Here is a 22897-nt window from a genome sequence, read left to right on the forward strand (position 1 = left end):
TCGCTGCTGCTGACGAGTGAACGACGGGTGGGAAAGAACATCATCTAGAACGTTGCGGAGCATATCTACTGTCGCTGTGTCGTATGCCATGCGCCAAATATCCCGGTCGTCGAAACAATATGCGCCGTAGCGATGGCGCGAGGGGAAAGGAAGTGAAGCGTCGCCGGGCTCGAAATATGCGTCCCGGCAGCGCCTATTCTCTAACTGGGTGCCGAAATACCAGCTACCTCGAATTGTGCAACGGTCATGCCACAGGTTTGTGACGCGTCTGCCGTGCCGCAGCGCTAAGTCGGAGGTCAGCTCGCAATCTCCAATTCAACCCGCTGGCTCTTCAAGGTCCGCGGTTTTTCATTTCCCGCGATGTACACGTTGGCGTGCATTTGGTTCCCCGTAAGTCGTTAATAAAATTAAGAAATTCTTGCCCCGCATTCGACTCGAGTGTTGCGCCTCGGTTACATCAACCTGCAGGCGAAGCGGGTAGCATTGATTCCTCGCGTGGGCCTCGTGCCTTTTTCGAACTTCTTTCTGGGGAGATTTCTCGTAATGAAAAAGCTCTTAATTGCCGCCGCGGGGATGATGGCAGTGGGTCTATCTGCTCCTGCGTCGGCGGCTGACATGGCGGCACGCCCCTACACCAAGGCGCCCCCGATGGTCTCTCCAGTCTATGACTGGACTGGCTTCTACATTGGCGCCAACGGCGGATGGGGCCAAAGCCGCGGTTGCGTGGATTTCGTAACTGCTCTCGGAACAGTCGCAGGTCGTTGCGCGGATCGCTCCGGCGGCCTTGTCGGCGGACAGATCGGGTATCGCTGGCAAACCAACCAGTTCGTTTTCGGATTGGAGGCGCAGGGCGATTGGGCCGACATCACGAACACGCGCGTGAGCCTAGTCGATCCGCTCATTTCGACCACAGGGAAAACCGACGCTATTGGGCTGTTCACGGCTCAACTCGGTTGGGCGTGGAACGCCTCGCTGCTCTACGTGAAGGGTGGTGCGGCCGTGACCCACAATCGTCTTGATGTCTTCAACAACTTCACCGGAGTGGGCCTGGACTCGGCAAGTCATACGCGCTGGGGCGGCGCCTTGGGCGTCGGCTGGGAATATGGCTTCACGCCCAACTGGACGGTTGGTGTTGAATACGACCATCTCTGGATGGGGAATGACACCCGCACATTCGTGGGTGCAGGCTTGGTCACGCCCGGTGGTGTCACTCTCGTTGGCGAAAGGTTCAGCCAGGACGTCGACATGGTCACCGTCCGGTTGAACTATCGCTTCGGCGGTTACGGCTCTCCGACCAGATACTAATCGCTTCGTCTGCGCCAACCAAAGCCCCGGCGCGCCGGGGCTTTTTTGGTTATGAACTGCTCGCGATTGCTGCATTTGCGATGTCTGAGTTGGGTCAAAGGCTGCCTTCGAAGCCGGTCCGACAGTGGTCAGCTTTCCTTCGGCAAGCAGACGTCGCTACGCCCTGGGCTTGGTCAGTCGGGCCATCAGGAAACATTCGAAAGAACGAAGCCGCCCGCTAGGGCCGCGCGGCCTCCAAGAGGCCAATCGAAGTCGCGTTTGAGACGCTTTACTGCATTCTCTTTGAGCTTATGACGATGAAGTAGACCGGCCGCCGGGCTTCGTCGGCAACTTCGAGTGACCACTCCTGCCCAGGTCGAAACTTTCCGTCCACGTCGTGGAAGATTGCACCAGCAAACTTTATTGCTTCCCGCCAAGCAGCCTCAGCATCCGGCAACTCTTCCCCTTCGGTGTCGATGATTGGTTTTGTATCGTGGACGTTGAAGAAGTATCTCGGCATCAATCGGCCCTCGTTCGGGTCATTACTCACTGAGGGGGTGGAGCGCGACCTTTTGCGCCTCGAGGTCGGCTACCATTTCCATTGCCGCCACCTCCAGCTTCCGGTCGAGCAGGCGATAGCGAGCAATCTGGATGTCGAGTTCTACGCATTTGTCGCACATGAAGTTCTCCCAGCGGGTGTGCAACAGAGCAGCAGTTAAAGTCGTTCCTACACTACGCTCGACCATAGCAGACTGAGGCGGCTACTCGTCCTCTTCCGTCTTAGGCGGTGGGTGCAGTTTGTTGCCGAGAAACGTGCTCGGAATGGGCAACCGGAGAAGCGCCAGCGACTGCGCACATATTTCCCTGGTTCGCTCAATCTCTTCGGCGATGAGGGCGGTCTGAACTGAAATTTTTCGAGAATACTCCGATATAGCAGCACTCCCCTGTTAGCAGGCGGGAGCGCGCTGGGTCTCTCAGCCACCGACACCTACGGGCAGAGCCGAAGCCGGTGATGAGGACCAGCCGCGTCGAGGAAGTTGCTGGGCTTCAAGCCTCTGTCGGCTGGCTCCGCCGGTTGCGGTTCCAGCGGGAACGGCTCTTGTGTCTTCCGGCCTAGGAAAGTGTCAGGCTTGTGGAGCTTCAACGTCTCAAGGCTCTCCCGGTAGGCCCTAACGTAGCGAGCGTAGAGCAGTGCGTACCGCCCGTGATCCACACGGTGAGGCAGGTATACTTTCCGGGAACTGTGGTCTGCCATGCGGTCGATCCTAGCACCAGGGCGGCGCTCGGCGCCCCCCAAAAACGCGAAGAACTCAGAGCGAGCAAATCCACTCCGCTTATCCGCAAGGAGCGGGCCTCCGCCAGACGAGGCACAACTTCGCTGAAGGGCCATAAGCTGTCTTTCAAGTATGCGAACTACAGCATTGGTGTCATATCGCACACAAGATCCTCCCGAATTCCTAATTCACTTTAGGAACGACCAACCCGGCGGCCGATTGCAGATGAGCGACGTCAGTTCCGCGACACGCTGGCGTGCCGACACGTTAGTGCCGCAAGGGTACAGCCTTGCACGACATGCAAACCCACCTAGAAAAACTCCTCACCGAAGCGGAGGAGTGCGCGCTTATCAGCAGACGCCATGCAGCCGACCAATCGAAGAAGGAGTTGTTTGCTGATCTCTCCTCAAACCTATTGTGGCTCACCACCAAGGTGGAACTCGCCATCGAAGAGCGTCAGGACTGGTCTAACTGGTAGTGTGCATCGGCGAGCCTTTCCCGCGTCTTGCATTGACGCTCGGAGAGTATGTCTAATCGCGACAGGCGATCTGTAGTCAATGATCAGGTTCTTCCCTTCAATCCGACCATGATCGCGCAAACTTCACTGTTCGGCCCCTCTGCCCACGAATGCGCGGCGAGACAAGCAGTGCCGCACTACCCGCGATAAAATCCCGCCGGTTCATTCGATCCTCATCAAAAACTGAGGGTCGTCGGTAGTTGCACAGGTGCGAACGCTGCAACGCGAGTGGGTCAGGACTGCTTCGGGTCACGAGCGCCCCTCGGAAAGGAAGACTAGTTGCGTCCGATCTACCCCAAAAAGCTGACCTGAATTTTCAGCATCTTCATTGGCCGGACAGCCCTAACAACCTTACTACTATTTCCGCAGATTGCATCGTGCGCCGTAATTCATCACTACATTCCCGGGTTCTGACTCGGCTTACTGTACGAATTTTGAGGCAATTCAGCCACTCGTGTTCCACCAACCTGGCCGCCGACAACCGCTGCGACGAATATGACGGCGGCCAGTAGGCATCCGCCCACAAATCCGTAAAAGCGCCAGTCCTGATGATTCATGATTGCTCCTGACGGCTAACGCTGCGACGGGAGAAATGTTCTTAAGCACGACGGTGGAGCATCGGCCCAGCCACGGGTGGTCTGGCCCTAATTTGACTGCTTTGGGTCAAGTGCGAAGAACTCAGATTGAGCAAATCCGGTCCGCGCGGGCGCAGTTAGCGGACCTTCGGCAGACGAGGCGCAACTTCGCCGATGGGGCACAAGCAGAACTTGGTCCGATGGCCAAGCAGCGGGCACAATTCGATGGCAGGCACGGCAGCCCAGGCACTTTTCGCGCTGTGCAGACGGGTATTTATTTGGTTAGGCTGAAGCAGCGTTCAGACTGGAACAAAGAGTTCGTGTGCGTGGGGGACTGGATGGAATTCGAACATGACATCACGAAAGTCAGCGGAATTGCCGCTGTCTCGACCATTCTTGACGTGGTGAGTCGAACGACGGGCATGGGGTTTACCGCAGTTGCCCGCGTCACCGAGGACAGATGGATCACCTGTGCATCGCGAGACGACCTCGCCTTCGGGCTGAAGCCGGGCGACGAGCTGAAGATCGAGAGCACGATTTGCCACGAAATTCGCCAAAGCCGCGAGGCTGTGATCATCGACAATGTCAGCGAGGACTCAGAGTACTGCAACCACCATACTCCGGCTCAGTACGGTTTTCAGAGCTATATCTCGGTCCCGATTGTTCTTCCGGATGGCTCATTCTTCGGAACGCTCTGTGCAATCGACCCGAAACCGCGCAAGCTAAATACCCCTGAAGTCGTTGGCATGTTCAAGCTGTTTGCGGAGCTGATTGCAGCTCATCTCGACGCAGCCGAACGAATGGAATTGACCGAAAGCAAGCTTGCAGCGGAACGGAAGAATGCGGAGCTTCGTGAGCAATTCATCGCCGTCCTCGGCCATGACCTCAGAAATCCACTTGCCTCGATTCAGGGCGGCCTGCGGCTCTTAAACAAGAAGGTCGATCAGGAAGGGAAAGATTGGATCGCGCTTTTGCAGGGCAGCGTCAATCGGATGGCGGGTTTGATAGACAACGTCATGGATTTCGCCCGCTTCCGCCTGGGTGCCGGGATGCAACTGAGGTCCGAACGCCAGGACTTGCGACCCATCATAATTCAGATCGTATCCGAGTTCGAAAGCGTGCACTCAGAGCGCCGCATTTTGTTGGATGTTGACGCACCAGCGGCGGTAAACGTTGACGCGGGTCGATTGAGCCAGATGATATCCAATTTGCTCGGCAACGCGATTACCTATGGTGCGCCCGACGAGCCCATCAATATTGTTGCGAGGTCCAGTGATGCGGGCTTTAGGATCCAGGTGATCAACAAGGGACCGCCGATCCCAGCGCAAGCGATGCCGCACCTTTTTACCGCCTTTCACCGAGGTGACGTTCTGCCTAACCAGAAGGGATTGGGGCTTGGTCTCTATATCTCACAGGAAATCGCAAGGGCGCATGGTGGACAGATCTCTGCCACTTCGACGGACGACAGCACGATTTTCACGGCAACCTTTGCAGCACGCACCGACCAACAGAAGCGATGAAGGCGCAGCCACTCTCGTCGCAGAAGAGTGAGCATTCACCCAATACTTCCCCTCGGTCACGAGGGGGCTTGTGACGGTACGCTGCCCTGCGTCCGGCTTTGGGCTCAGGCCAGCAGCAGACCACCACGGCGCACGTTCTCAAGGAACCTCTTTGCTACGCTTTCGTTGTGCCGTCTTAAGAACGGCAAAGGAACACGATCATGGACCGCGAACATGTGAAGGGCGCTGCCGACAAGGCAAAAGGCGCGATCAAAGAGGGCGCTGGCAAGCTTACCGGAGACAGGGACCTCGAAGGCGAAGGCAAGATGGATAAGGCTAAGGGATCGGCCCACCAGGCTGCAGGAGATGTGAAGGACGCAGCGCGGGACGCCGCTGACGCCCTCAAGAAATAAGTAGAAGAAGGAAGATCGATCTTGGACTAGCCGCCTCGGGGCGGCCTTTTCTTTCGCCCTAGATCAGAACTGATCCTGCACCCGGCGGTAGGCGGGATGCTTCGGGTTCTTGCTCTTGATCCAGTGGTCGCAGTGGCCCTCGCGATAGGCGCGATCAACCTGCTTCGAGACCATGCCCTCCAGCCCCATGATGCAAGCGTGCCGGAACAGGTCGGGTCCGATCCCGCCCTGCTCGAACGGAGCGGCGGCAATGCCCTCGGCTCGGTTGCGCAACAGCCGCGCAAGGTTCGTCTTGCGGAGTGAGAGCGGCAAGCGGCGATAGTCGTCACCATCGGCGCTCAGGATGTCGAAGGCGTAGAACTGCACCTCGTGGTCGTGCTTGCGCGAATGCAGCGCGCTGAAGTCGGAATTGCCATCGACGCCGAGCACGACCGCCTCGCCATCAAGAATGAACTGCTCGCTGCGGAGCGTCAGCGCGGTCTCGACAATCCAGGGATAGCGGTCGGTCCAGTCGTTGCCGCCCGGGGTGATGAGGCGCACGCGCTTGCCCTCCCGCATCAGTTTGATGCGGTAGCCGTCGTGCTTGATCTCGTGGAGCCAGTTGTCACCAGTCGGGACTTTGATGCCCTTGACCGGGAGGGCGAACTCAGTACGCGATACCATAAGCCGCGATCTATGTACCGGGGCGGGACATCGCAACGCGCCCGGCCGATCCGCTCTTTGACGAAGTCGGTCAGATCGAACACGAAGTCCTGCACGTTGCAACGGTAGTGCCGCGCTGGATCGATCATTGGTGCGGTTCCCATTTTTTGTGTGTGCCGGGACGAGTACATGGCGAAAGTTGCCTATGGGTCGCATCAGCAACGAATTTCTGCACCGCCGACAAAACGCACGTAGCTGGATCGAGCTATCTCGTCTCACGGCGTCACCATCGAGCGCAGCTCCCATCACGGCGAGACAGGCGATGGGCAGGTCAGAGGCCCGCAGGAAGGCCGCACTGCGCGCCGGGAGCGCTGGACTACTGGGTGAAGGGATTTCTTCACCTTGATCTATGAAACACGCGAACTGGCCATAGTCGGGACCGTTTCGCGCTGAAGAATGAGACCGTCGCCGCTGGGGGCCAAACGGAGACAATCCGATGTACACTCGGACACTTGCTGCAGCGCTCGTGGGAGCAACTCTGTTCGGCTTTAGCGCCGCGCACGCCGCGCCTAAACCGAAGGCGAAGGCGAACCAAGCGGGCGCGGTCACCGTCACAGTGACGAACTCGCGCAAAGCGGATCTGATCCAGCTAGAGGCGACCAAGTCCGGCTCTGCAGACTGGAAGGAAGTGCTCGGCCCGCTGAAACCCGGCAAGCAAGCGTCGGCTAAACTGCCACAGGCCAGCGATTGCCGCTTCGATCTGCGCGGGAGGTTCGACGACGGCCAGTTGGCGGATGCTTCCGGCATAAACGTCTGCGCCGATAAGACGCTTAACCTGACCGATTGACACGGCGCACCGCATCAGCAGCACGACGCTAGGCATCCCGCCAATCCAGGACGGGCGCATTCGCATCGAGAAGCTCAACGCGCCGTTCCTCTACCAGCTGAAGGCGAGCGGCCCGGAGTTCGGCGCTGGGATCAAGTATGCGGTCGAGAAAGGCTGGCTCGAACTCCACGAGAGCGGCACCTATGTGCGCCTGCTGACGCCGGGCGACGAGCTGCTCTCCGGAAAATAGGAACGACGGATGACGGACCGCATCTTTTGCTCAAACTGATTCGCCGCTGAGCCAGCAAGTGCGGCCCCGGACCAACAGACCCCCTCCAGTCGCTGCGGTCGGGGCCGCTTCAATCTCACCAACACACGTTCACTGGCCTGAGCCTCCAACCCCAGCCAGTCCAGACGCGACGCCATCGCGTGCAACCGCCATACGCTGCGTAACTCCAACCCGGCGTTCCCCAGCCGGGTCCCCAGCCAGGTCCTCCCCACCCCCAGCCAGGTCCCCAAGCTGCCGCGCTGGCGAGCCCAAGGCCGAGACCTATGCCCACAGCTGGTGTACCCCATCCGCCGCCGCGCCAACCGCCGCCATGCCAACCGCCGCCGTGCCATCCTCCATGAAAGCCGCGTTGGGCGGACGCTGCACTGGGCGCCAGGGCAAGCACCGCTGCGACGCTAAGAGCGAAAAACGCCTTCTTGATCATGACGACCTCCGGATTGAGTTGCGCGACTTAAACGCTTCGCGATCCCCTTTGTTCTGATCGCGCCCAACGGCGAACCAGCAGGAACAACACACGGGGGGTGAAATTTGGTTGTTAGCCCTTCACACGGGCTGGCATGAAGGGTTGGCAGGACGGGTCCCCCCGGGTCAAACGGAGCCGTCTTTCATCTAGCCGGTCGCCTCGAATTTAATCTCCAATCCGGTCCATTTCGTACAGACGAAGAGAAATCTCGGGCTGAGATTACTGCCAGCGCATGCGTTGGGTTAGCGTGCACGGGCCCCGGCTCGTCACCTGCCAGCCCTGGAGATGGGCTTGGGGCCGTTCCGACCTATGCTCTACACGTGCGAGCCGGGCACAGCATTTAAGGGAAGCACGTGCGCCGCTATTCGAGGCTAAAACGGTCGGGCAGGTCGCATTCAACCGCGATGAGTTTATGAAGATCGCGCTTGAGGAGAGCGAGGCGGAAGGGAAAGCCTAAATGCCGGTCCGAACTACCAAAGCGCCTGCTACTTGAACAGATCGAGCTGCCTTGTGTCGGGCGGCCCCCCTGAGGGGCGCGGTGGCGGCCTGAGTGTTTTGGTCGCCTCTCGAATAAGCCGCACGAACACCTGAGTGTCGAGAAAATAATTAGGATAGGCTTTCCGCACCGCGTCAGAGGAAACAACCGAGACAAGGACGGCCTCCGCGCCGGGGATGCCTTTCAGCCTGCGCTCGAAGTCGAGATATCTTTGATTCGCCAGCGTCGATTCGCCGAACTTAAAGGTGGTGACCTGGACCGACATCAACGCGGGGGTTCATCTCCAACAGGAAATAGTGATTGTCGCCTCTGTTGTGCTGCGGGCTGGACAACAGGTTCATGGCGTGCCCGTAGGCCTCCAGCCGCTTCGCCAGATCGAGCCGACGCACGTAGTCGCGCATTTCGTGGACGAGTTCACGATAGACGTTGGGCGTTCCCGGAACGGGCGGCGTGCCTTCCCGCAATGCAAAGGCGCTGCTGGCCAAAAGCAAAGAATCGCAGCCAATCTTTCTCGCCTTGGCTGGACTTGAGCGCCCGCTGCTGGAGTGTGCCCACGGTCTCGACGGCCGTTGCCCACGCATGCTGCAGTTGCGACCGAGTCTGGACTTCGATCTTTAGCGTGTTGTAATCGACCGGGTCCCGAGGTCTTGCGGCGGCCTTGGAACGGCAGTGCCGGCCCGCACGTTTTTGAACTCGTTGCTGACAGGGTAGGCTGCCCGTCGTCGGATTTTTTGTGAGTTGCGTAGTGGCGAGGCGTACCAAAGCACCTGCGATGCCGGGCTTCATCAAGCCCCAACTTGCCACGCTCAAAAGCAAGGCGCCCTCAGGAGAAAATTGGCTCCATGAAATTAAATATGACGGTTACCGCATCCAGCTCCATATCGACGGCGATGGCCGCAAAGCATTTACCCGCACCGGCCTGAATTGGATCAAGCGTTTCTCCGTCATCGCCGGCGCTTTTGACCTTCCCGGTCAGGCGATCATCGACGGCGAAGTCGTTGTCGTGCATGACGGCCGGACCAACTTCTCCGAGTTGCAGGCTGACCTCGCCGGAGGCAATCAGGATCGCCTGTTGTATTACGCCTTCGATTTTCTATGGCTCGATGGCAAAGACTTGCGAAGTGCGTCGCAGCTCGCACGCAAGGAGCTGCTGCAGGAATTGTTTGATACTCACAAAATCGAGGCACCTGCGCTCTACAGTGAACATGTGATCGGCGATGGTAACGAGCTGTTCGAGGCCGCAAGCAAGCTGCACTACGAAGGTATCTTATCCAAGAAGGCCGAGGCTCCATATCGCTCGGAGCGCACCGAGGCTTGGCTTAAGGTCAAAACTATACACAAGGGTACATTCCCGGTGGTTGGGTTCATCAAAGACCCGTCGGGAGTAGCCGCGCTGTACCTTGGCAAGCAGCAAGGCGAAGAGCTGGTTTACGTGGGCAAGGTCGGCACCGGCTGGTCCCGCACGACATCTGCTCAAATCCGCAAGGCGCTGGACACGGTGGTGAGCCCAAAAGCCAAGCTAATAAAGCCTATCAAAAAGCCTAAGGCGACGTGGGTCGAACCGGCATTCTACGCCGACATCGAGTATCGGGACATCACCTCGGAAGGCTTGCTGCGCGCAAGCTCGTTTAAGGGACTGAGTAAAGGAACGCGCCGTTCCTAGCTGAGTTCTCCTCTTCAAATAGGGAGGACGAGCGTGACCGATAACCTAACCAAGCGTGGTCAGCCCGACCGCAGCAAGATAAACATGCATGAGGCTCACGAGGTGAAGTACTGGACCCACGCGCTTGGCGTGACCCGCGAAGAGCTTCAGAAAGCAGTCGATAAGGTGGGCAACTCCGCAGCTACGGTGCGCAAGGAGTTGGGCAAAGAGGCAGATGCGCGATGAGGACCGCGAATGGCTGCTATTCTACATCGACATCGCGATAGCCGTTTGCATGTCTAGCCTTATGATATGCTTCGCTCGCATGGTCGTGGGGCTATTCTTTGGCTGACGATGATGGCGTGCATTGGTGGGATGCGGGCTTTGACCCGTCGCTAGGTCTCGGAGTTCAAATCGAAGGGAAAGAGCCGCATTGCGCGGCGCAAGCTGAAGAGGGCTTAATAACCGTCTTCGTCCATGTCGTACCGCCAAGCAGGTCGGTGAACGCATCAAAAAAGCCCACCATTCGCGGCGGGCTTATTTGTTTAGATCGTCCGCAATCACCCGATACGTAGGTTCTCCGCTGAAGCCTTGCCGGAGCGGCGGTCCGCCACGACCTCGTAGCTGACCTTCGCGCCCTCCGCCAAGCCGGTGTATCCGGCTCTTTCTACTGCAGAGATGTGGACGAACACGTCCTTGCCGCCATCCTCTGGCTGAATAAAGCCATAGCCCTTGGTTGCGTTAAACCACTTTACAGTACCCATCGCCACTTACGCTCTCCAAAAACGTTAGAAAGGAGCGAAAGCTAATCGGCTTTTTATGAAGGTTCAATGACGGCTGCAGGTATTAAGAAACCCGATGCGGGTGGCCCTAAACGCTCGGCCGAGTTTGGAGCTAGTGGCTGTCGGTCGCCGGGTGCGCGGTATCGAACATCAGCAAGCTCGTGAATTGGCAATTCAGTGCTGCTGGGTGCAAACCTAAGGTGACAGTATCGACCCTCCGGCAGGGCAAGCATCGATAGGCATATGCAGCCGGCAAGTTTGCGATCTCTGGGAGCATCGCAAGGTAATCCATAGGCTGCCTGCATAGCCTGCAAATAAGGATCGGAGGATTGTCCCGCGTCATCGCAATGCCCGTTTGAAAGCGGGCAGCATAAGTTCCAACGGTGCCGGCCGCACCTCCGGTGGACTACTGATGCCTATCGAAATTCGGCGGGGCTTAACTGCGAGGTTGATCGCCACGTTGTTAAGAAATTGGTCATTAGTGACTGGCACGATCACTGCGCTGGCCGCCATTTGCGACAGCGCGTTCTGAAGACAGTTTGATATTTCACCTCGCCCGGTTGGCGGTCTCTTGTAGGAGACACGCGATGTTTAAGGGCTTCGCGGCAGCGGTTTTTGCGGTCACGATTGTGGTGCAGCTAGACCAATACCTAACCAGCGGTCGTTATACCGAGGGGGCCTCGGCGATGCTGCAACAGATCAGGTCCGCGTTCGGGTTTGGATAAGTCCATCTGGGACTACTTTGGGGCACGCCATGGATGGTATCGCATGGGATGATCTCGATGAGGATGAGCAACGCGCAATTGCGGTCCTCGGGGCGGGGCTCTCGATCGAGCTGTGTGACCCTATGGCTCTCCTGACCTTGAGGCGGATCGGCCTGATCGTGGGATCGCACTTGACGGCTGCCGGACACAATTTGCGGAGAGGCGTTCTAACAGACCAGCTCGACGAGGGTGATCGGCCTTCATCACTTGAACTGCCAGCGAGCCGCGCAGGAGATTGCGAATGCGCTGAAGCCCTTAGCTCCTAATAAACTGGCATCCCCTCGGTCGAGAACCGTTCGTGTGGATAGGGCACCGCCCATTTTGGCAGCCGCGCAGCCTCAAGTTGGTCCCACACAAGTATTCCGATCACCGGGTAGCGACTTTCACATGACCAGCCCTGCTTCGCTTCTCAGCGGTGAAAATGCCGTCGCCTTTAGCCTCCAGCTCACGAGCATATGCCTGTGAGAGATGGGTATCGCCGCGCGTTATGCGATAGTCGATTTGGAGGTCTCGTCCGAGCTTCCAGCCCTTTTCCCCAAGAGGACCTTCAAGAAGTTAGCCTGCGCTGGCTCCGCAATAAGGGCTCCGACGCGTCGCACGCGGCCTTGCGCACTAGCTGGGTAGAAGTTGGATAGCAACGAAATGCCTATAATAAAATCCCGCCTCTTCATACATGCCCCGCTCTAGGCGCTTAAATAGTACCGAGAAACAAAAATGGCGGCTAGGGGCTCATGTCCGCTTCAAGTCAAAAGGCGACGAACTCAGGTTGAGCAAATCTGGTCCGCTCGGGCGCGATTAGCGGCCCTTCGCCAGACGAGGCGCAACTTCTCAGATGGGCCAAAAGGGGCATTCCACACCGCGCGGTGATGGAACTGGAATGAGATCAGAGTTTGCCGTGCACGCGCTCATAGGGGTAGGCCCATGATACGACAGGCTCTCTCTATCCTTTCGAGGTGTTCCGGCGTGTAAATTTTAGCAAGCTTGGGAACGAGTGTGGAAACACGCACAGCCGGCCTCGCTTCCGTCAGACGTGCGCCGATCATCCGGGCTTCCTCGACCCTGCCAGACAAAGCGTGACATGCCGCCAGAATGAATTGAGCGTTTAGATAATTGGGCCGGTGCAACACAGCCGACTTGGCCCAGGATGACCCGTCCTCGTATCGATCTGTCAGCAAATGCGCACACGCTATTCCAGTCTGCATCAGAAAGAGAAACGGATCCTTGGGGCTTAACCGCACCCCGGCATGGAATTGCTTGAGCGCGGCATCGACATTGCCGCGGCGTATGTGTTCCCAGCCGATAGTATACCGTGCAACAGCCAAATTTGGATCGAGCTCATGCGCCTGGAAGACGAGGGCCACGCCCTCGTCGATCTCATACAGCACGGCGGCAATAGCCTGCCCGACCCTCACAAGGACAGTTGGATCATCCTTATCGAGCTCAATTGCGCGTCTTGCCAACCGTCGCGTCTCGTTGCGTTTCTGCTCCGCATCGCCCCTCCAGCCGAAGACCTTTCGTTGCAGGTAACAATAAGCACCAAGCGCGTATGCTGCGGCCAGTCCAGGATCGATTTCGACAGCAAGTCGGATCAGCCCGAGCGCTTCAATGTTTTGTTCGCGGGTGAATTGATAGAAGCTCGAGAGTGCACGAAGATAGTAGTCGTAGGCCTGAAGATTTTCCGTCGGAACGCGTTTCGCGCGCTCTATCTCGGCGCGCTCCAATTGAGGAAAGAGTGCGCCAATCACGCTACTCGTCACTTGGTCCTGCAGATCGAAGATATCGTCGAGCTGGCTGTCGAAGCGGTCCGCCCAAAGATGGGCGCCCGTCGTGGCCTCGATCAATTGCCCGGAAATGCGCACTCGGTTGCCGGATTTGCGCACACTGCCTTCGAGAACATACCGAACGCCCAGCTCGCGTCCGACCTGCCTGATGTCGATAGACTTACCTTTGTAGGTAAAAGTGGATTGCCGCGCGATGACAAACAGTGATTTGGAACGTGAAAGGCCGGTGATGATGTCCTCGACCATGCCGTCGGCGAAATACTCCTGCTCCGCATCGGAGCTTAGGTTAGTGAATGGGAGAACGGCGAGCGACGGTTTGTCGGGAAGTGTGAGGGCAGGCTTAACCGTCTCACTTTCGATTTCGGAGACTGCCTCGCGGCAAGCGCTGTGGGCTTCCTGCACCGTACCAATAAAGCGATAGCCCTTCCGCGGCAGCGTCTTGATAAGACGCTGTTTCTCCCCAGAATCGCCAATCGCGGATCGAGCGGCGTTTAGTCGGGTCGTGAGCGCGGCATCCGATACGCACCGCCCCCTCCAAATGGCTGTGATGAGCTCGTCCTTGCCAACTACTCGCTCGCGGTTGCGAATGAGATAGTCGAGCAGGTCAAAGGTCTGTGGCGTCAGGGGGACGACGTTCGTGTCGCGGTATAGCTCGCGGCGGCCGCAATCCAGTTCGCAGTCTTCGAAGAGATAGCGCAAGACGCGAAATCCCTTTAAGCGGCCTTCGGTTCGGCCAGGTAACACCCGGAAGGTAAAGAATAGGCTGCCCGTAACGAAAATGTAAGCGGCAGGTAAAGCGTGTCGGGCCGGTTCTTGCACCTTGTCCGGTGGAAAACAGGGCACCCGAGGATGCGGCAACCTAAGTGATCGGGAGCTGACGGATATCGAGATCACGTATGGCGAATCAACTACGTGCCCTCGAGCTGTAATATTGCGCCGCGAGGCATACGATTAGTCAGATGATATCGACCTCCGGCGGCGGTACATGGTGCGTCTGAAATTGTCCAGTGCGGGCCGAGATGTAGCCGGGATATCGACTTCCGCTTTGGGTCTTGGCCGTGTAAAAACGATCTCAAAGGGCGTCGGTCCCGGAAGCGGGGAGCCGCGTGTGTCTCAGGCCCCGATCGCAGCGATCAGCGGCTTGATCCCGACGATGTTCATGACCCGTGTCAGATTATAGGCCAGCACCGAGAGTGCCATTTCGGCGGCTACTTTTGGAAGCGTTTTGGTGAGGAAGTGTGTCGCTCCCATGCGGGCCTTCATCGTGCCGAACGGATGCTCGACTGTCTCTCGACGCTGGCGCATGGCTTGTGGGTTTGCATCGAGACGCTGCTGCACAGCCTCGAGCAGATGCTCATGCTCCCATCGTGGAATCCGCCGCTCTGGCCCTGTCGTGCACTGCGATTTAAGCGAACAATTTTGACAGGCCGTGGTCCAGTAGCGCCGTAGCCGCTTCCCGTCTTCCTCGCTCGTGAAGCGATAAGGCAGTTGCTCTCCAGCTGGGCAGCGATAGGCGTCCTCTTCAGGCAAATAGACAAAATCCTGCTTGCCGAAGCGCCCATCTGACTTGGCACCCGACGTCTGTGGCTTGGGCAGAGTTACCGTGATGCCGGCCTCGTGGCACGCGAGGATCTCCACGCTGCTGAAGTAGCCGCGATCGGCAACGGCCTCGAGCGCATCGGTCTGGAGCACTTCTTTCGCCTGCTTTGCATATTGGCCAATTGAGCCCGATCTGAGCCGCTGTTCGTTACCTCATGGGTCACAATCAGATGGTGCTCGGTATCCACGGCGACCTGCACATTGTAGCCGACGACGCCGGAGCCGCGGCCGCTCGTCGCCATCGAGCGGCTATCGGGATCAGTCAAGGAGATTTGCTGGTCAGGCGATGCAAGCATCTGCTTCTCGTAAGCGGCAAGCTTGCCCATTTCCTCCTTCAGCTTCGTCAGCTTTTCGGTAAGCCTCTCACCTTCGTGGCCAGGGCCTCCGTCGGCTCCTGCCGGTCGGCCGTGTCAAGTTGGCCTAGATACCGCGTGACGCTCTCCTCCAGCTGGGAGCGTCGCCGCTCCACCTTCGCCCGGGTGAAGTTCCTGTCCCGGTTGTTCACCGCTTTGAACTTGCTGCCGTCGATGGCAACGCTCGCCGTCGTCAGGAGACCCATCCCACGGCAGAGTTCAACGAAGCGCGTACACACCCTGCGCAGCGCCAGGCCATTGTCCTTGCGGAAGTCGGCAATCGTCTTGTGATCGGGAGTGAGCCGACCCAGCAGCCACATCAGTTCGACATTGCGTCCGGCTTCTCGTTCGAGCCGCCGGCTCGACTGCACCCGGTTCAGATAGCCATAGATGTAGAGCTTCAAGAGAACCGAGGGATGGTACGATGGCCGACCGGTCGCCGCCGGCTCAACCTCGAAGCTCATCTCGGCCAAATCGAGCGCATCGACAAACGCATCGATCACACGGACAGGATTACTCTCGTCAATGAAATCATCGAGGCATTCCGGCAACAGCGTGCATTGCCCACGATCCGCCTCCTCAACGAAGCGCCTCATCGATTCCCCCAAAAAGAATCACCGGAGAATCATAGCAGCGGCACAGCGTTTTCACACAGCCAGGGTCAAAAGCAGCGGTCAGCCTCTCAGTTGGACGGCGTCCGGTTTCTCTCGGAGAGCAGGCATGGCAACGGCTTCCGTGGTGTTCAGCTCCGGGCCATGTGTGGACGTGCCGTCGCGCCGTCCGAGCAGCCATGTGCCTTATTTCACAGTCGGGAACGATGTGCAGTGCTAGTCTCGTCTACGAGGACCGGCAGAATGCTTGTGGAGGATCAAGCCATGCAAAGCAAAAGCGTCGGTGAACACGATCCAGAGGTGGTCTTCCGCGATGGCGTTGCATATTTCCGCAACGCTTCTTCTGCGCAAGAAAGAACTTCGATGCCCCGGGATCTCATCCGAGACCCCCCCGAATGGGTGCAGGCACTTGTTGGCAAGTCTGCCTCGGTCGCGGAGTTTCTGGCGGTTCTGGGCGATCGGGCGCGAGACGCCCGTACCATGGATCAGCGTAAAGAACTCTTCACGGTGTTCGAGCAGTTCGCTCTGTGGCGAGAAGGTCGGGACGCCGCTGACCTCATTCTCGGCCCAGACTTCGCCTACAAACTGACGCTCGACTACGAACCGCATGTCGCCGCGCCCGTCGGGTTAAGGGATCCGGCCATCATTGTTTCCCCCGCCGACGTTCCAGTAATATTTCCAGGCGCCAATCCGGGCGTCTGGCTCAATCCCTGGCAAGATGAATTCGTCTGGCCCGAAAAAGAGCTGCAGCCGCGCCACATCGATCGTCGGATATCCCAAGTGTGGCTTAACAATTGGCGGCCCTTCGTCGAGCTGTTCCTGTTCGACGGCCCCGACCTGCAAGGCCGGATGGCGCGCTTCGCCCGGATGTGGACTCCGAACGCCGATTTGCCGATCGAACTCGACGAGCAGTCGTTGCGGGGTCAGGCACGCAGCCTGCTCGGCGGCGAGTTCAACACGTCCGGTCGTCGCTTCAGCGCATCCGCGCGGCTCGCTCAAGCAGCAGAGCAGTGCTTCGTAAGCGCGGCGGCAGCTTCCGCTTACGGCACGGCGACCTTGACGCGCGCCCCCCAATTCTCTTGGGACTACGACCACTGGCTGAGAGAACCGCCGGGCACCCCCACAAAATATTCTATTAATAAGAGAGCCGCATTGCGCGTTCGATGGGATTTCCAAATCGACGACATCGATTACGGAATCACGGTTGGAACAATGACTGCCGAAAACACGTTTTGGTGCCCTGGCGATTTGCGTCCCATCCAATGGGACGGAACCTCGATCTCGAATGATGTTCCACCTCCTTGGCGAGGCGGCTCTCATGATTTCCCGCCGCCACACCGCTGGGGAATGCTGCTGATTTACGCTGTCGGGCTCGAGTTTGCTAAGCAACTCCAGGGCCTTCTTCTTGACCTTGCCGGTTCACCCCCGAATTCGATGCTCGTCTTGCCGGGCCAATCGACGGCAATTCCTCAGGCACCTCAGCATGACCTCAGAGAGGTCGGGCAGACCACCGACGACGCGACAATCGTGTTCTTTTCTTAGGAATGACTGTAAGCGACGACACAAGATGATGACGGGCTATGTCCGGTTCGGGTCAACATGCGAAGAACTTAGGGTGAGCAAATCTAGTCCGCTATGCGCCGATAAGCGTCTCCCTCCGGTGAGGGCCGCCTTGTCGGGTTAATACCAGTGCTGTGTAACAGCCCTTATGGACAGCAATAAGTTCAGTGCTCAGATTGAACGGTTCGAGGTTGTCGAGACTGGCCGTCGCCGTCGCTGGACCGATGATGAGAAACTCAAGATCGTTCTGGAGAGTTTGCAGGCCCCGCGCGCGGTCTCGTCGACAGCACGACGATACGGCATCTCGCGCTCGCTCCTGTTGACTTGGCGACGATCGTTTGGGACGCGGACGAGCAATACTGAACAACCTCAGCCAGCGTTTGTGCCAGCGATGGTGATGCCGGACCAACCGCCGGCGCCGCCAGTAACTTTAGCGGGGCCAGCGAGCGGACGCATGGAGATTGTCGTCGGCAAGGCCTGTCAGGTGATCGTGGACGCCGGCGTTGATATGACCGCGTTGTCTCGCGTATTGGATCTGCTGGAGCGGCGATGATCCCGATCGCGGCAGGGGCGAGGATCTGGATCGCAACCGGTCACACTGACATGCGCAAAGGCATGCAGGGTCTGGCATTGCTGGTGCAGGAGGGGCTGGGGCGGGATCCTTTTGCCGGCGACGTCTTTGTGTTCCGTGGTCGTGCTGGCACCCTGATCAAAGCCCTTTGGCACGACGGTATCGGGCTGTCGCTCTACGCCAAGCGACTGGACCGTGGCCGCTTCATCTGGCCGGCGACGGTGGATGGCGTGGTATCGCTGACCGCAGCTCAGATGGGCTATTTGCTGGAGGCGATCGACTGGCGCAATCCCCAACACAGCTGGCGGCCGCAGAGCGCAGGATAGGTTGCGCAATAGTCCCGTGAGATTGCAAAAAGCGCACGCCAAATCGTCGCTTTTGTGATTCCATCGGTGCATGGGTGACGGTCCCCAGAAGCTGCCGGAAGACATTGAGGCGCTGCAAGCGGCGTTGCTGGCGACGCGCGCCGAACTCGCCAGCGTTCGCGCCCAGCAGTCCGACGACCATGCTCTGATCGCTCACCTGAAGCTGCAGATCGAAAAGCTGAACCGTGATCGTTATGGCCCTCGCTCGGAGCGTACCGCAAGGCTGCTGGATCAGCTCGAACTGACGCTGGAGGAGCTCGAGGCCTCAGCGACTGAGGACGAACTCGCTGCCGAAATGGCCGCGGCCAAGACGACGAAGGTGGCCTCGTTCACGCGCAAGAGGCCGTCGCGCCAGCCGTTCCCGGACCATCTGCCTCGCGAGCGGGTGCTCGTGCCGGGACCTGTGGCGTGCGCCTGCTGCGGCGGAGCGAGGTTGTCCAAGCTCGGGGAGGACATCACCGAGACGCTGGAGGTGATCCCGAAGTCCTGGAAGGTGATCCAGCACGTCCGGGAGAAGTTCAGCTGCCGTGATTGCGAGAAGATCAGCCAGTCCCCGGCGCCGTTCCACGTCATCGACCGTGGTTGGGCCGGCCCCAGCTTACTGGCGATGGTGCTGTTCGAGAAGTTCGGCCAGCACCAGCCGCTGAACCGTCAGGCCGAACGCTATGGCAAGGAAGGCGTGCCGATCAGCCTGTCGACCCTCGCCGACCAGGTTGGTGGCTGCACTGTTGCGCTGACGCCCTTGTTCCGGCGCCTCGAGGCCCATGTGCTGAGTGCCGAGCGATTGCACGGGGATGACACGACGGTGCCGGTCCTGGCCAAAGGCAAGACCGACACCGGCCGCATCTGGGTCTATGTACGCGACGACAAGCCTTTTGGCGGGCAGGCCCCGCCGGGAGCAGTGTTTTATTACTCGCGCGATCGCGCGGGCGAGCATCCCCAGGCCCATCTGGCCGGCTACAACGGCATCTTCCAGGCCGATGCCTATGGCGGCTATGGCAAGCTTTACGACCCGAGCCGCAACGTAGGTCCGATCCTGGAAGCGGCGTGTTGGGTCCATGCCCGACGACCGTTCTTCGTGATGGCTGATCTGGCGGAGAATGCGCGCCGCAAGGTACAAGGCAAAAAGCCAGCGGTGATCTCGCCTCTGGCACTGGAAGCAGTCCGTCGGATCGACGCCTTGTTCGAGATCGAGCGAGGCATCAACGGCGAGACGCCCGAACGGCGCCGGGCCGTCCGCCAGGAGCTGAGCGCGCCGCTGATGGCCGATCTGAAAGTCTGGATGCGTGAACAACGCGCCAAGCTCTCCCGGCGCAACGACGTTGCCAAGGCGATGGACTACATGCTCAAGCGCTGGGATGCGTTTACCCGCTTCCTCGACGATGGCCGCATCTGCCTGTCGAACAACGCCGCCGAGCGAGCCCTGCGCGGCATCGCCCTGGGGCGGAAGTCTTGGCTGTTCTGTGGCTCCGACCGCGGCGGCGACCGTGCCGCGATGATGTACAGCCTGATCGTCACAGCCAAAATGAACGACGTGGATCCACAAGCTTGGCTCGCCGACGTCCTGGCACGCATCGCTGCACATCCCGTACAACGGCTCGACGAACTTTTGCCCTGGAATTGGCGCGACCGAAATAAGCAAGTCAACCAAGCAGCCTGAGTGACCGCTACGCGGTCCTCACCGGATGCTTACCGATAAGCAGACCTCCGCCACTTGGCTGATGGGCCAATTGCTGCCGCTCCAAACGTGCATTCGCGGAAGGTGCCAGGCACCTCGACGCCCCCGAATTCCGGCTCAGCAACAACGGGACGTTGGCGAGCTTAATGTTGTGAACGCGTAAAGGGGACAAAGCGCACGAGGGCGACGGCGCGCGTCGTCGTCTTGTCGGGCGCGATTTTTTCGACGACCGTGAGCTGCTGAGTGGTGTAACCGGGCCCCACCGGCATAACGAGCCGGCCACCTACTTTAAGCTGTTCAATCAGGGGCGGCGGTGGCTGCCCGAGAGCGGCAGTCACGACGATGGCGTCAAAAGGACCGCATTCGGGCCAGCCGTCGTATCCGTCGCCAAGCTTGACGCTCACGTTGTCATACGCAAGGTCCCTTAATGTTTTCGCGGCGGTCTCGGCCAATTGCGGGATGATCTCGATGGTGCAGACCTTTCGCGCCAGGTGAGCAAGGACGGCGGCCTGATAGCCCGAGCCCGTCCCCACTTCCAGCACAACGTGATCGGGCGCGACCTCGACCAACTGGGTCATCAAAGCCACGATGTACGGCTGCGATATGGTCTGCCCGAGGCCGATCGGCATCGGTCTGTCCGCGTATGCGATGGAGCAAGGTTGCTCGGGGATGAACAGATGGCGCTTCGTTTGCGCCATGGCCTTAAGGACACTCTCCGACAGGCCTTGCTGTCCCAAGGCACTGGCGGCGGAACGGGCGTATGCCCGGATGGTTTCGACCATGGCGGCGCGCTCGCGGACGCATTGCGCGTCCTTGGGTGCGTCTTGAGCGGTCGCTTCCCGGGCCACGACAACCACGGCAAACACGAGCGGCAGCAAGGCTCTCATCGTGCGCTCTCCGAGAAGTAATCGGCTCACATCGACCGATCGAGCGCAATGAGCCGATTCGACGCATCACCTCAGCGAAACACGGCGTCCGGCGAACGACCGCAGTGCGTCATGGGCCCTCCAGCGGTCACGATCCATCACTGCATCTCGCAGGACACGCATTGCCGCCTCACTGCTCTCAACCGGATTCCTCACGTAATGTCCGTTGCGGGTCAAAAGCTGCCTTGCCCGCTCACATCGCCGGTTCAGGTCACCTACGGGAAGCAGACCTCTAGGCGCTTTGAGCTAAGGTCAGGCACGGGCCGATTTTGTTGCAAAAGTCAGTTGAGACGAGCCGGCAAGCGTGATTCCGTTGTGTTGACGCGAATCGCGACGAGGTCGATCCATGATGGGCCGTCTGAAGAGTGACCAAGGTCAACTGTTCTACGAGTTTCATCTCAGCGACGCGGTTCCCGAAGATCATCTGGTGCGGAAGATCGACACTGCTCTCGATCTGTCTTGGCTTCGCAGCGAACTTGCTCCTCATTATTCGTCCATGGGTCGTCCGTCGATCGATCCGGAGCTGATGATCCGGATGCTGGTCCTGGGGTATGTCTTTGCGCTCCGCTCGGAGCGGCTGATCTGTCGTGAAGTACAGGTGAACCTCGCCTATCGTTGGTTCTGCAAACTCGGCATTGAAGATGCCATCCCAGACCATTCGGCCTTCTCGCGGGCCCGCAACGAGCGTTTCCGCGAGGGGGATGTTTTCCGTCGCGTGTTTGAACGCGTCGTCGAGGCGTGCATTTTGGCGGGTCTGGTTGGTGGCGAAGGCTTTGCCGTCGATGCGAGCCTGATTGCTGCCGACGCCAACAAGCAGCGCTCGATTGCGGGTCAGGATTGGCGCAAGGATCGCGATCCGGCGAGGTCAAGCCGCGCGGTGAAGGAGTATCTGGCAACCCTCGACGATACGGCGTGGGGCGCGGCCAGCGACGTTGTCCCGAAGTTCATCTCGCTGTCCGATCCCGCGGCCCAGTGGACCGGAGCTCACAAGGGACCAGCATTCTTCGCTTACTCCGACAATTATCTCATCGACGTGAAGTTCGGCGTCATCGTTGATGTCGAGGCGTCCCGCGCCATTCGCCAGGCCGAAGTCGGTGCAGCAAAGACCATGATCGAACGAACCGAGGAGCGCTTTGGTCTCAAGCCGGAGCGGCTTGTCGGGGATACCGCTTACGGGGCTGCTCCGATGCTGAACTGGCTAGTCGAGGAGAAGGGCATCGCGCCACATATCCCCGTGTTCGACAAGTCGAAGCGAGATGACGGCACCTTCTCACGCAGTGACTTTCGATATGATCCGACCAGCGACGTCTACCACTGTCCGGGCGGAAAGCGGCTCGGGACGAGCGGCACCGTGCACGAGGGTAAAACGTTTCTGTATCGTGCGAGCAAGCTCGACTGCGACGCATGCCCGCTTAAACCGCAGTGCTGTCCAAAAGAACCATCGCGCAAGATCCCGCGCGACATACATGAGCACGCCCGGGACGTCGCCCGGTCGTTCGCTGGCACCGAGGGCTTCGAGACGTCGCGACGTCAGCGCAAGAAGGTCGAGATGCAGTTTGCACACTTGAAGCGCATCCTGAGGCTCGGTCGACTTCGGCTTCGTGGCCCACGGGGCGCCCAGGACGAGTTTGTTCTGGCCGCCATCGCTCAAAATCTGAGGCGCCTCGCGTTGTTCGTTGCGCGACCACCACCCGCTCATGCCCTGTGCATTGCGTAGCGTAGGAGTTGCATTGAGAGCGTCAGGGACGGCGGATCAAAGCCGGTCCGCCTTACCGAATGGCCGAAAGACATCCGTCGGTTACAGCCGCCTTTTGCAACAAAATCGGCCCCAAGCTGAATACCACGAGAGCCGTCGCGACGTCTTTTGTGCTGTCTGAGTTAAGTCGGACGCCGCCCCACAGATAAGCTGGCGCCCACTTTTGACCCGAAGGCGATATGCAGACTAAGGATTTCGACGGACGAGAGTTCTAGTTAAGCTTCGAGATAA

Annotated in this window: 20 protein-coding genes and 1 pseudogene; 12 read left to right on the forward strand and 9 right to left on the reverse strand. The window is 59.1% G+C overall.

Going from position 1 to position 22897, the window contains the following annotated elements; translation table 11 throughout:
• The first annotated feature begins 543 nt into the window (after window positions 1-543).
• Complete coding sequence (locus AAFG16_RS15510; protein WP_283086895.1) at window positions 544-1305, forward strand: outer membrane beta-barrel protein; 762 nt, start codon at window positions 544-546, stop codon at window positions 1303-1305.
• Window positions 1306-1573: 268 nt separating this feature from the next.
• Here AAFG16_RS15510 and AAFG16_RS15515 read toward each other — a convergent pair whose 3' ends face one another.
• Together AAFG16_RS15515 and AAFG16_RS15520 are read right to left on the reverse strand one after the other, a co-directional pair.
• Window positions 1574-1804, reverse strand: coding sequence for a hypothetical protein (locus AAFG16_RS15515; RefSeq protein ID WP_283085323.1), 231 nt, complete (start codon window positions 1802-1804; stop codon window positions 1574-1576).
• 22 nt (window positions 1805-1826) lie between these two features.
• Window positions 1827-1964, reverse strand: coding sequence for a hypothetical protein (locus AAFG16_RS15520; RefSeq protein WP_283085322.1), 138 nt, complete (start codon window positions 1962-1964; stop codon window positions 1827-1829).
• 892 nt (window positions 1965-2856) lie between these two features.
• Here AAFG16_RS15520 and AAFG16_RS15525 point away from each other — a divergent pair.
• The 3 genes from AAFG16_RS15525 to AAFG16_RS15535 all read left to right on the forward strand — a co-directional run bounded on the left by AAFG16_RS15525 (window position 2857) and on the right by AAFG16_RS15535 (window position 5562).
• The gene (locus AAFG16_RS15525; RefSeq protein ID WP_283086894.1) at window positions 2857-3036 is read left to right on the forward strand and encodes a hypothetical protein; all 180 of its coding nucleotides are present in this window, start codon (window positions 2857-2859) and stop codon (window positions 3034-3036) included.
• An 814-nt stretch (window positions 3037-3850) separates the two neighbouring features.
• The gene (locus AAFG16_RS15530; protein ID WP_342739685.1) at window positions 3851-5170 is read left to right on the forward strand and encodes a GAF domain-containing sensor histidine kinase; all 1320 of its coding nucleotides are present in this window, start codon (window positions 3851-3853) and stop codon (window positions 5168-5170) included.
• 200 nt (window positions 5171-5370) lie between these two features.
• Window positions 5371-5562, forward strand: coding sequence for a CsbD family protein (locus AAFG16_RS15535; protein WP_283085321.1), 192 nt, complete (start codon window positions 5371-5373; stop codon window positions 5560-5562).
• 63 nt (window positions 5563-5625) lie between these two features.
• Here the strand turns inward: AAFG16_RS15535 and AAFG16_RS15540 are convergent, their stop codons facing one another.
• Window positions 5626-6225: a DNA ligase gene (locus AAFG16_RS15540; RefSeq protein WP_342739686.1), complete on the reverse strand. Its 600-nt coding sequence runs from the start codon at window positions 6223-6225 to the stop codon at window positions 5626-5628.
• A 475-nt stretch (window positions 6226-6700) separates the two neighbouring features.
• Between AAFG16_RS15540 and AAFG16_RS15545 the strand changes: the two genes are divergently transcribed.
• Window positions 6701-7051, forward strand: coding sequence for a hypothetical protein (locus tag AAFG16_RS15545; protein ID WP_283085319.1), 351 nt, complete (start codon window positions 6701-6703; stop codon window positions 7049-7051).
• A 1216-nt stretch (window positions 7052-8267) separates the two neighbouring features.
• Here AAFG16_RS15545 and AAFG16_RS15550 read toward each other — a convergent pair.
• Window positions 8268-8543, reverse strand: a complete 276-nt coding sequence (locus tag AAFG16_RS15550) for a hypothetical protein (protein ID WP_342739687.1) — start codon at window positions 8541-8543, stop codon at window positions 8268-8270.
• The gene (locus AAFG16_RS15555; RefSeq protein WP_283085317.1) at window positions 8518-8763 is read right to left on the reverse strand and encodes a hypothetical protein; all 246 of its coding nucleotides are present in this window, start codon (window positions 8761-8763) and stop codon (window positions 8518-8520) included. Before AAFG16_RS15555 ends, AAFG16_RS15550 begins: the two co-directional genes overlap by 26 nt.
• 260 nt (window positions 8764-9023) lie before the next feature.
• On the opposite strand from AAFG16_RS15555, the gene ligD reads away from it, so the two are divergent.
• Both ligD and AAFG16_RS15565 read left to right on the forward strand, forming a co-directional pair.
• Window positions 9024-9941, forward strand: a complete 918-nt coding sequence (ligD, locus tag AAFG16_RS15560; protein ID WP_342739688.1) for a non-homologous end-joining DNA ligase — start codon at window positions 9024-9026, stop codon at window positions 9939-9941.
• 33 nt (window positions 9942-9974) lie between these two features.
• Entirely contained in the window at window positions 9975-10166 is a 192-nt protein-coding gene (locus AAFG16_RS15565; protein ID WP_342739689.1) for a DUF3606 domain-containing protein, read from the forward strand.
• Between the two features lie 314 nt (window positions 10167-10480).
• Here the strand turns inward: AAFG16_RS15565 and AAFG16_RS15570 are convergent, their stop codons facing one another.
• The 3 genes and pseudogenes from AAFG16_RS15570 to AAFG16_RS15580 all read right to left on the reverse strand — a co-directional run bounded on the left by AAFG16_RS15570 (window position 10481) and on the right by AAFG16_RS15580 (window position 15795).
• Window positions 10481-10690: a cold-shock protein gene (locus AAFG16_RS15570; protein ID WP_283085312.1), complete on the reverse strand. Its 210-nt coding sequence runs from the start codon at window positions 10688-10690 to the stop codon at window positions 10481-10483.
• A 1681-nt stretch (window positions 10691-12371) separates the two neighbouring features.
• The gene (locus AAFG16_RS15575; RefSeq protein WP_342739690.1) at window positions 12372-13946 is read right to left on the reverse strand and encodes a winged helix-turn-helix domain-containing tetratricopeptide repeat protein; all 1575 of its coding nucleotides are present in this window, start codon (window positions 13944-13946) and stop codon (window positions 12372-12374) included.
• Window positions 13947-14360: 414 nt separating this feature from the next.
• Window positions 14361-15795, reverse strand: a pseudogene (locus tag AAFG16_RS15580) (IS1182 family transposase).
• A 279-nt stretch (window positions 15796-16074) separates the two neighbouring features.
• On the opposite strand from AAFG16_RS15580, the gene AAFG16_RS15585 reads away from it, so the two are divergent.
• The 4 genes from AAFG16_RS15585 (at window position 16075) to AAFG16_RS15600 (ending at window position 19966) form a co-directional block, all read left to right on the forward strand.
• Window positions 16075-17352 carry a hypothetical protein gene (locus AAFG16_RS15585; RefSeq protein WP_342739691.1) on the forward strand — a complete coding sequence of 426 codons (1278 nt, stop codon included), beginning with the start codon at window positions 16075-16077 and terminating at the stop codon, window positions 17350-17352.
• Between the two features lie 166 nt (window positions 17353-17518).
• The gene (locus AAFG16_RS15590; RefSeq protein WP_342739692.1) at window positions 17519-17923 is read left to right on the forward strand and encodes a transposase; all 405 of its coding nucleotides are present in this window, start codon (window positions 17519-17521) and stop codon (window positions 17921-17923) included.
• The gene (gene tnpB / locus AAFG16_RS15595; RefSeq protein ID WP_080134400.1) at window positions 17920-18267 is read left to right on the forward strand and encodes an IS66 family insertion sequence element accessory protein TnpB; all 348 of its coding nucleotides are present in this window, start codon (window positions 17920-17922) and stop codon (window positions 18265-18267) included. Before AAFG16_RS15590 ends, tnpB begins: the two co-directional genes overlap by 4 nt.
• Before the next feature lie 70 nt (window positions 18268-18337).
• On the forward strand, window positions 18338-19966 hold the full coding sequence (locus tag AAFG16_RS15600; protein ID WP_194482923.1) for an IS66 family transposase: 1629 nt from the start codon (window positions 18338-18340) through the stop codon (window positions 19964-19966).
• A gap of 161 nt (window positions 19967-20127) precedes the next feature.
• On the opposite strand, the gene AAFG16_RS15605 is transcribed toward AAFG16_RS15600, so the two are convergent.
• A complete protein-coding gene (locus AAFG16_RS15605) occupies window positions 20128-20871 on the reverse strand; it encodes a protein-L-isoaspartate(D-aspartate) O-methyltransferase (RefSeq protein ID WP_342739693.1) in 744 nt (247 codons plus the stop codon).
• Between the two features lie 385 nt (window positions 20872-21256).
• Between AAFG16_RS15605 and AAFG16_RS15610 the strand changes: the two genes are divergently transcribed.
• Window positions 21257-22627: an IS1182 family transposase gene (locus AAFG16_RS15610; RefSeq protein ID WP_342739683.1), complete on the forward strand. Its 1371-nt coding sequence runs from the start codon at window positions 21257-21259 to the stop codon at window positions 22625-22627.
• The last annotated feature ends 270 nt before the right edge of the window (window positions 22628-22897 follow it).

Source organism: Bradyrhizobium sp. B117 (genome assembly GCF_038969555.1).
Lineage (GTDB): Bacteria > Pseudomonadota > Alphaproteobacteria > Rhizobiales > Xanthobacteraceae > Bradyrhizobium.

What these genes read in the sequence shown, in the direction of transcription:
- tnpB (WP_080134400.1), top strand. Translation starts at nt 17,920, where the DNA reads ATGATCCCGATCGCGGCAGGGGCGAGGATCTGGATCGCAACCGGTCAC.
- AAFG16_RS15525 (WP_283086894.1), top strand. Translation starts at nt 2,857, where the DNA reads ATGCAAACCCACCTAGAAAAACTCCTCACCGAAGCGGAGGAGTGCGCG.
- AAFG16_RS15605 (WP_342739693.1), bottom strand. Translation starts at nt 20,871, where the DNA reads ATGAGAGCCTTGCTGCCGCTCGTGTTTGCCGTGGTTGTCGTGGCCCGG.
- AAFG16_RS15530 (WP_342739685.1), top strand. Translation starts at nt 3,851, where the DNA reads ATGGCCAAGCAGCGGGCACAATTCGATGGCAGGCACGGCAGCCCAGGC.
- AAFG16_RS15520 (WP_283085322.1), bottom strand. Translation starts at nt 1,964, where the DNA reads ATGTGCGACAAATGCGTAGAACTCGACATCCAGATTGCTCGCTATCGC.
- AAFG16_RS15550 (WP_342739687.1), bottom strand. Translation starts at nt 8,543, where the DNA reads ATGTCGGTCCAGGTCACCACCTTTAAGTTCGGCGAATCGACGCTGGCG.
- AAFG16_RS15535 (WP_283085321.1), top strand. Translation starts at nt 5,371, where the DNA reads ATGGACCGCGAACATGTGAAGGGCGCTGCCGACAAGGCAAAAGGCGCG.
- AAFG16_RS15610 (WP_342739683.1), top strand. Translation starts at nt 21,257, where the DNA reads ATGATGGGCCGTCTGAAGAGTGACCAAGGTCAACTGTTCTACGAGTTT.
- AAFG16_RS15590 (WP_342739692.1), top strand. Translation starts at nt 17,519, where the DNA reads ATGGACAGCAATAAGTTCAGTGCTCAGATTGAACGGTTCGAGGTTGTC.
- AAFG16_RS15585 (WP_342739691.1), top strand. Translation starts at nt 16,075, where the DNA reads ATGCAAAGCAAAAGCGTCGGTGAACACGATCCAGAGGTGGTCTTCCGC.
- AAFG16_RS15540 (WP_342739686.1), bottom strand. Translation starts at nt 6,225, where the DNA reads ATGGTATCGCGTACTGAGTTCGCCCTCCCGGTCAAGGGCATCAAAGTC.
- AAFG16_RS15600 (WP_194482923.1), top strand. Translation starts at nt 18,338, where the DNA reads ATGGGTGACGGTCCCCAGAAGCTGCCGGAAGACATTGAGGCGCTGCAA.
- AAFG16_RS15515 (WP_283085323.1), bottom strand. Translation starts at nt 1,804, where the DNA reads ATGCCGAGATACTTCTTCAACGTCCACGATACAAAACCAATCATCGAC.
- AAFG16_RS15545 (WP_283085319.1), top strand. Translation starts at nt 6,701, where the DNA reads ATGTACACTCGGACACTTGCTGCAGCGCTCGTGGGAGCAACTCTGTTC.
- AAFG16_RS15510 (WP_283086895.1), top strand. Translation starts at nt 544, where the DNA reads ATGAAAAAGCTCTTAATTGCCGCCGCGGGGATGATGGCAGTGGGTCTA.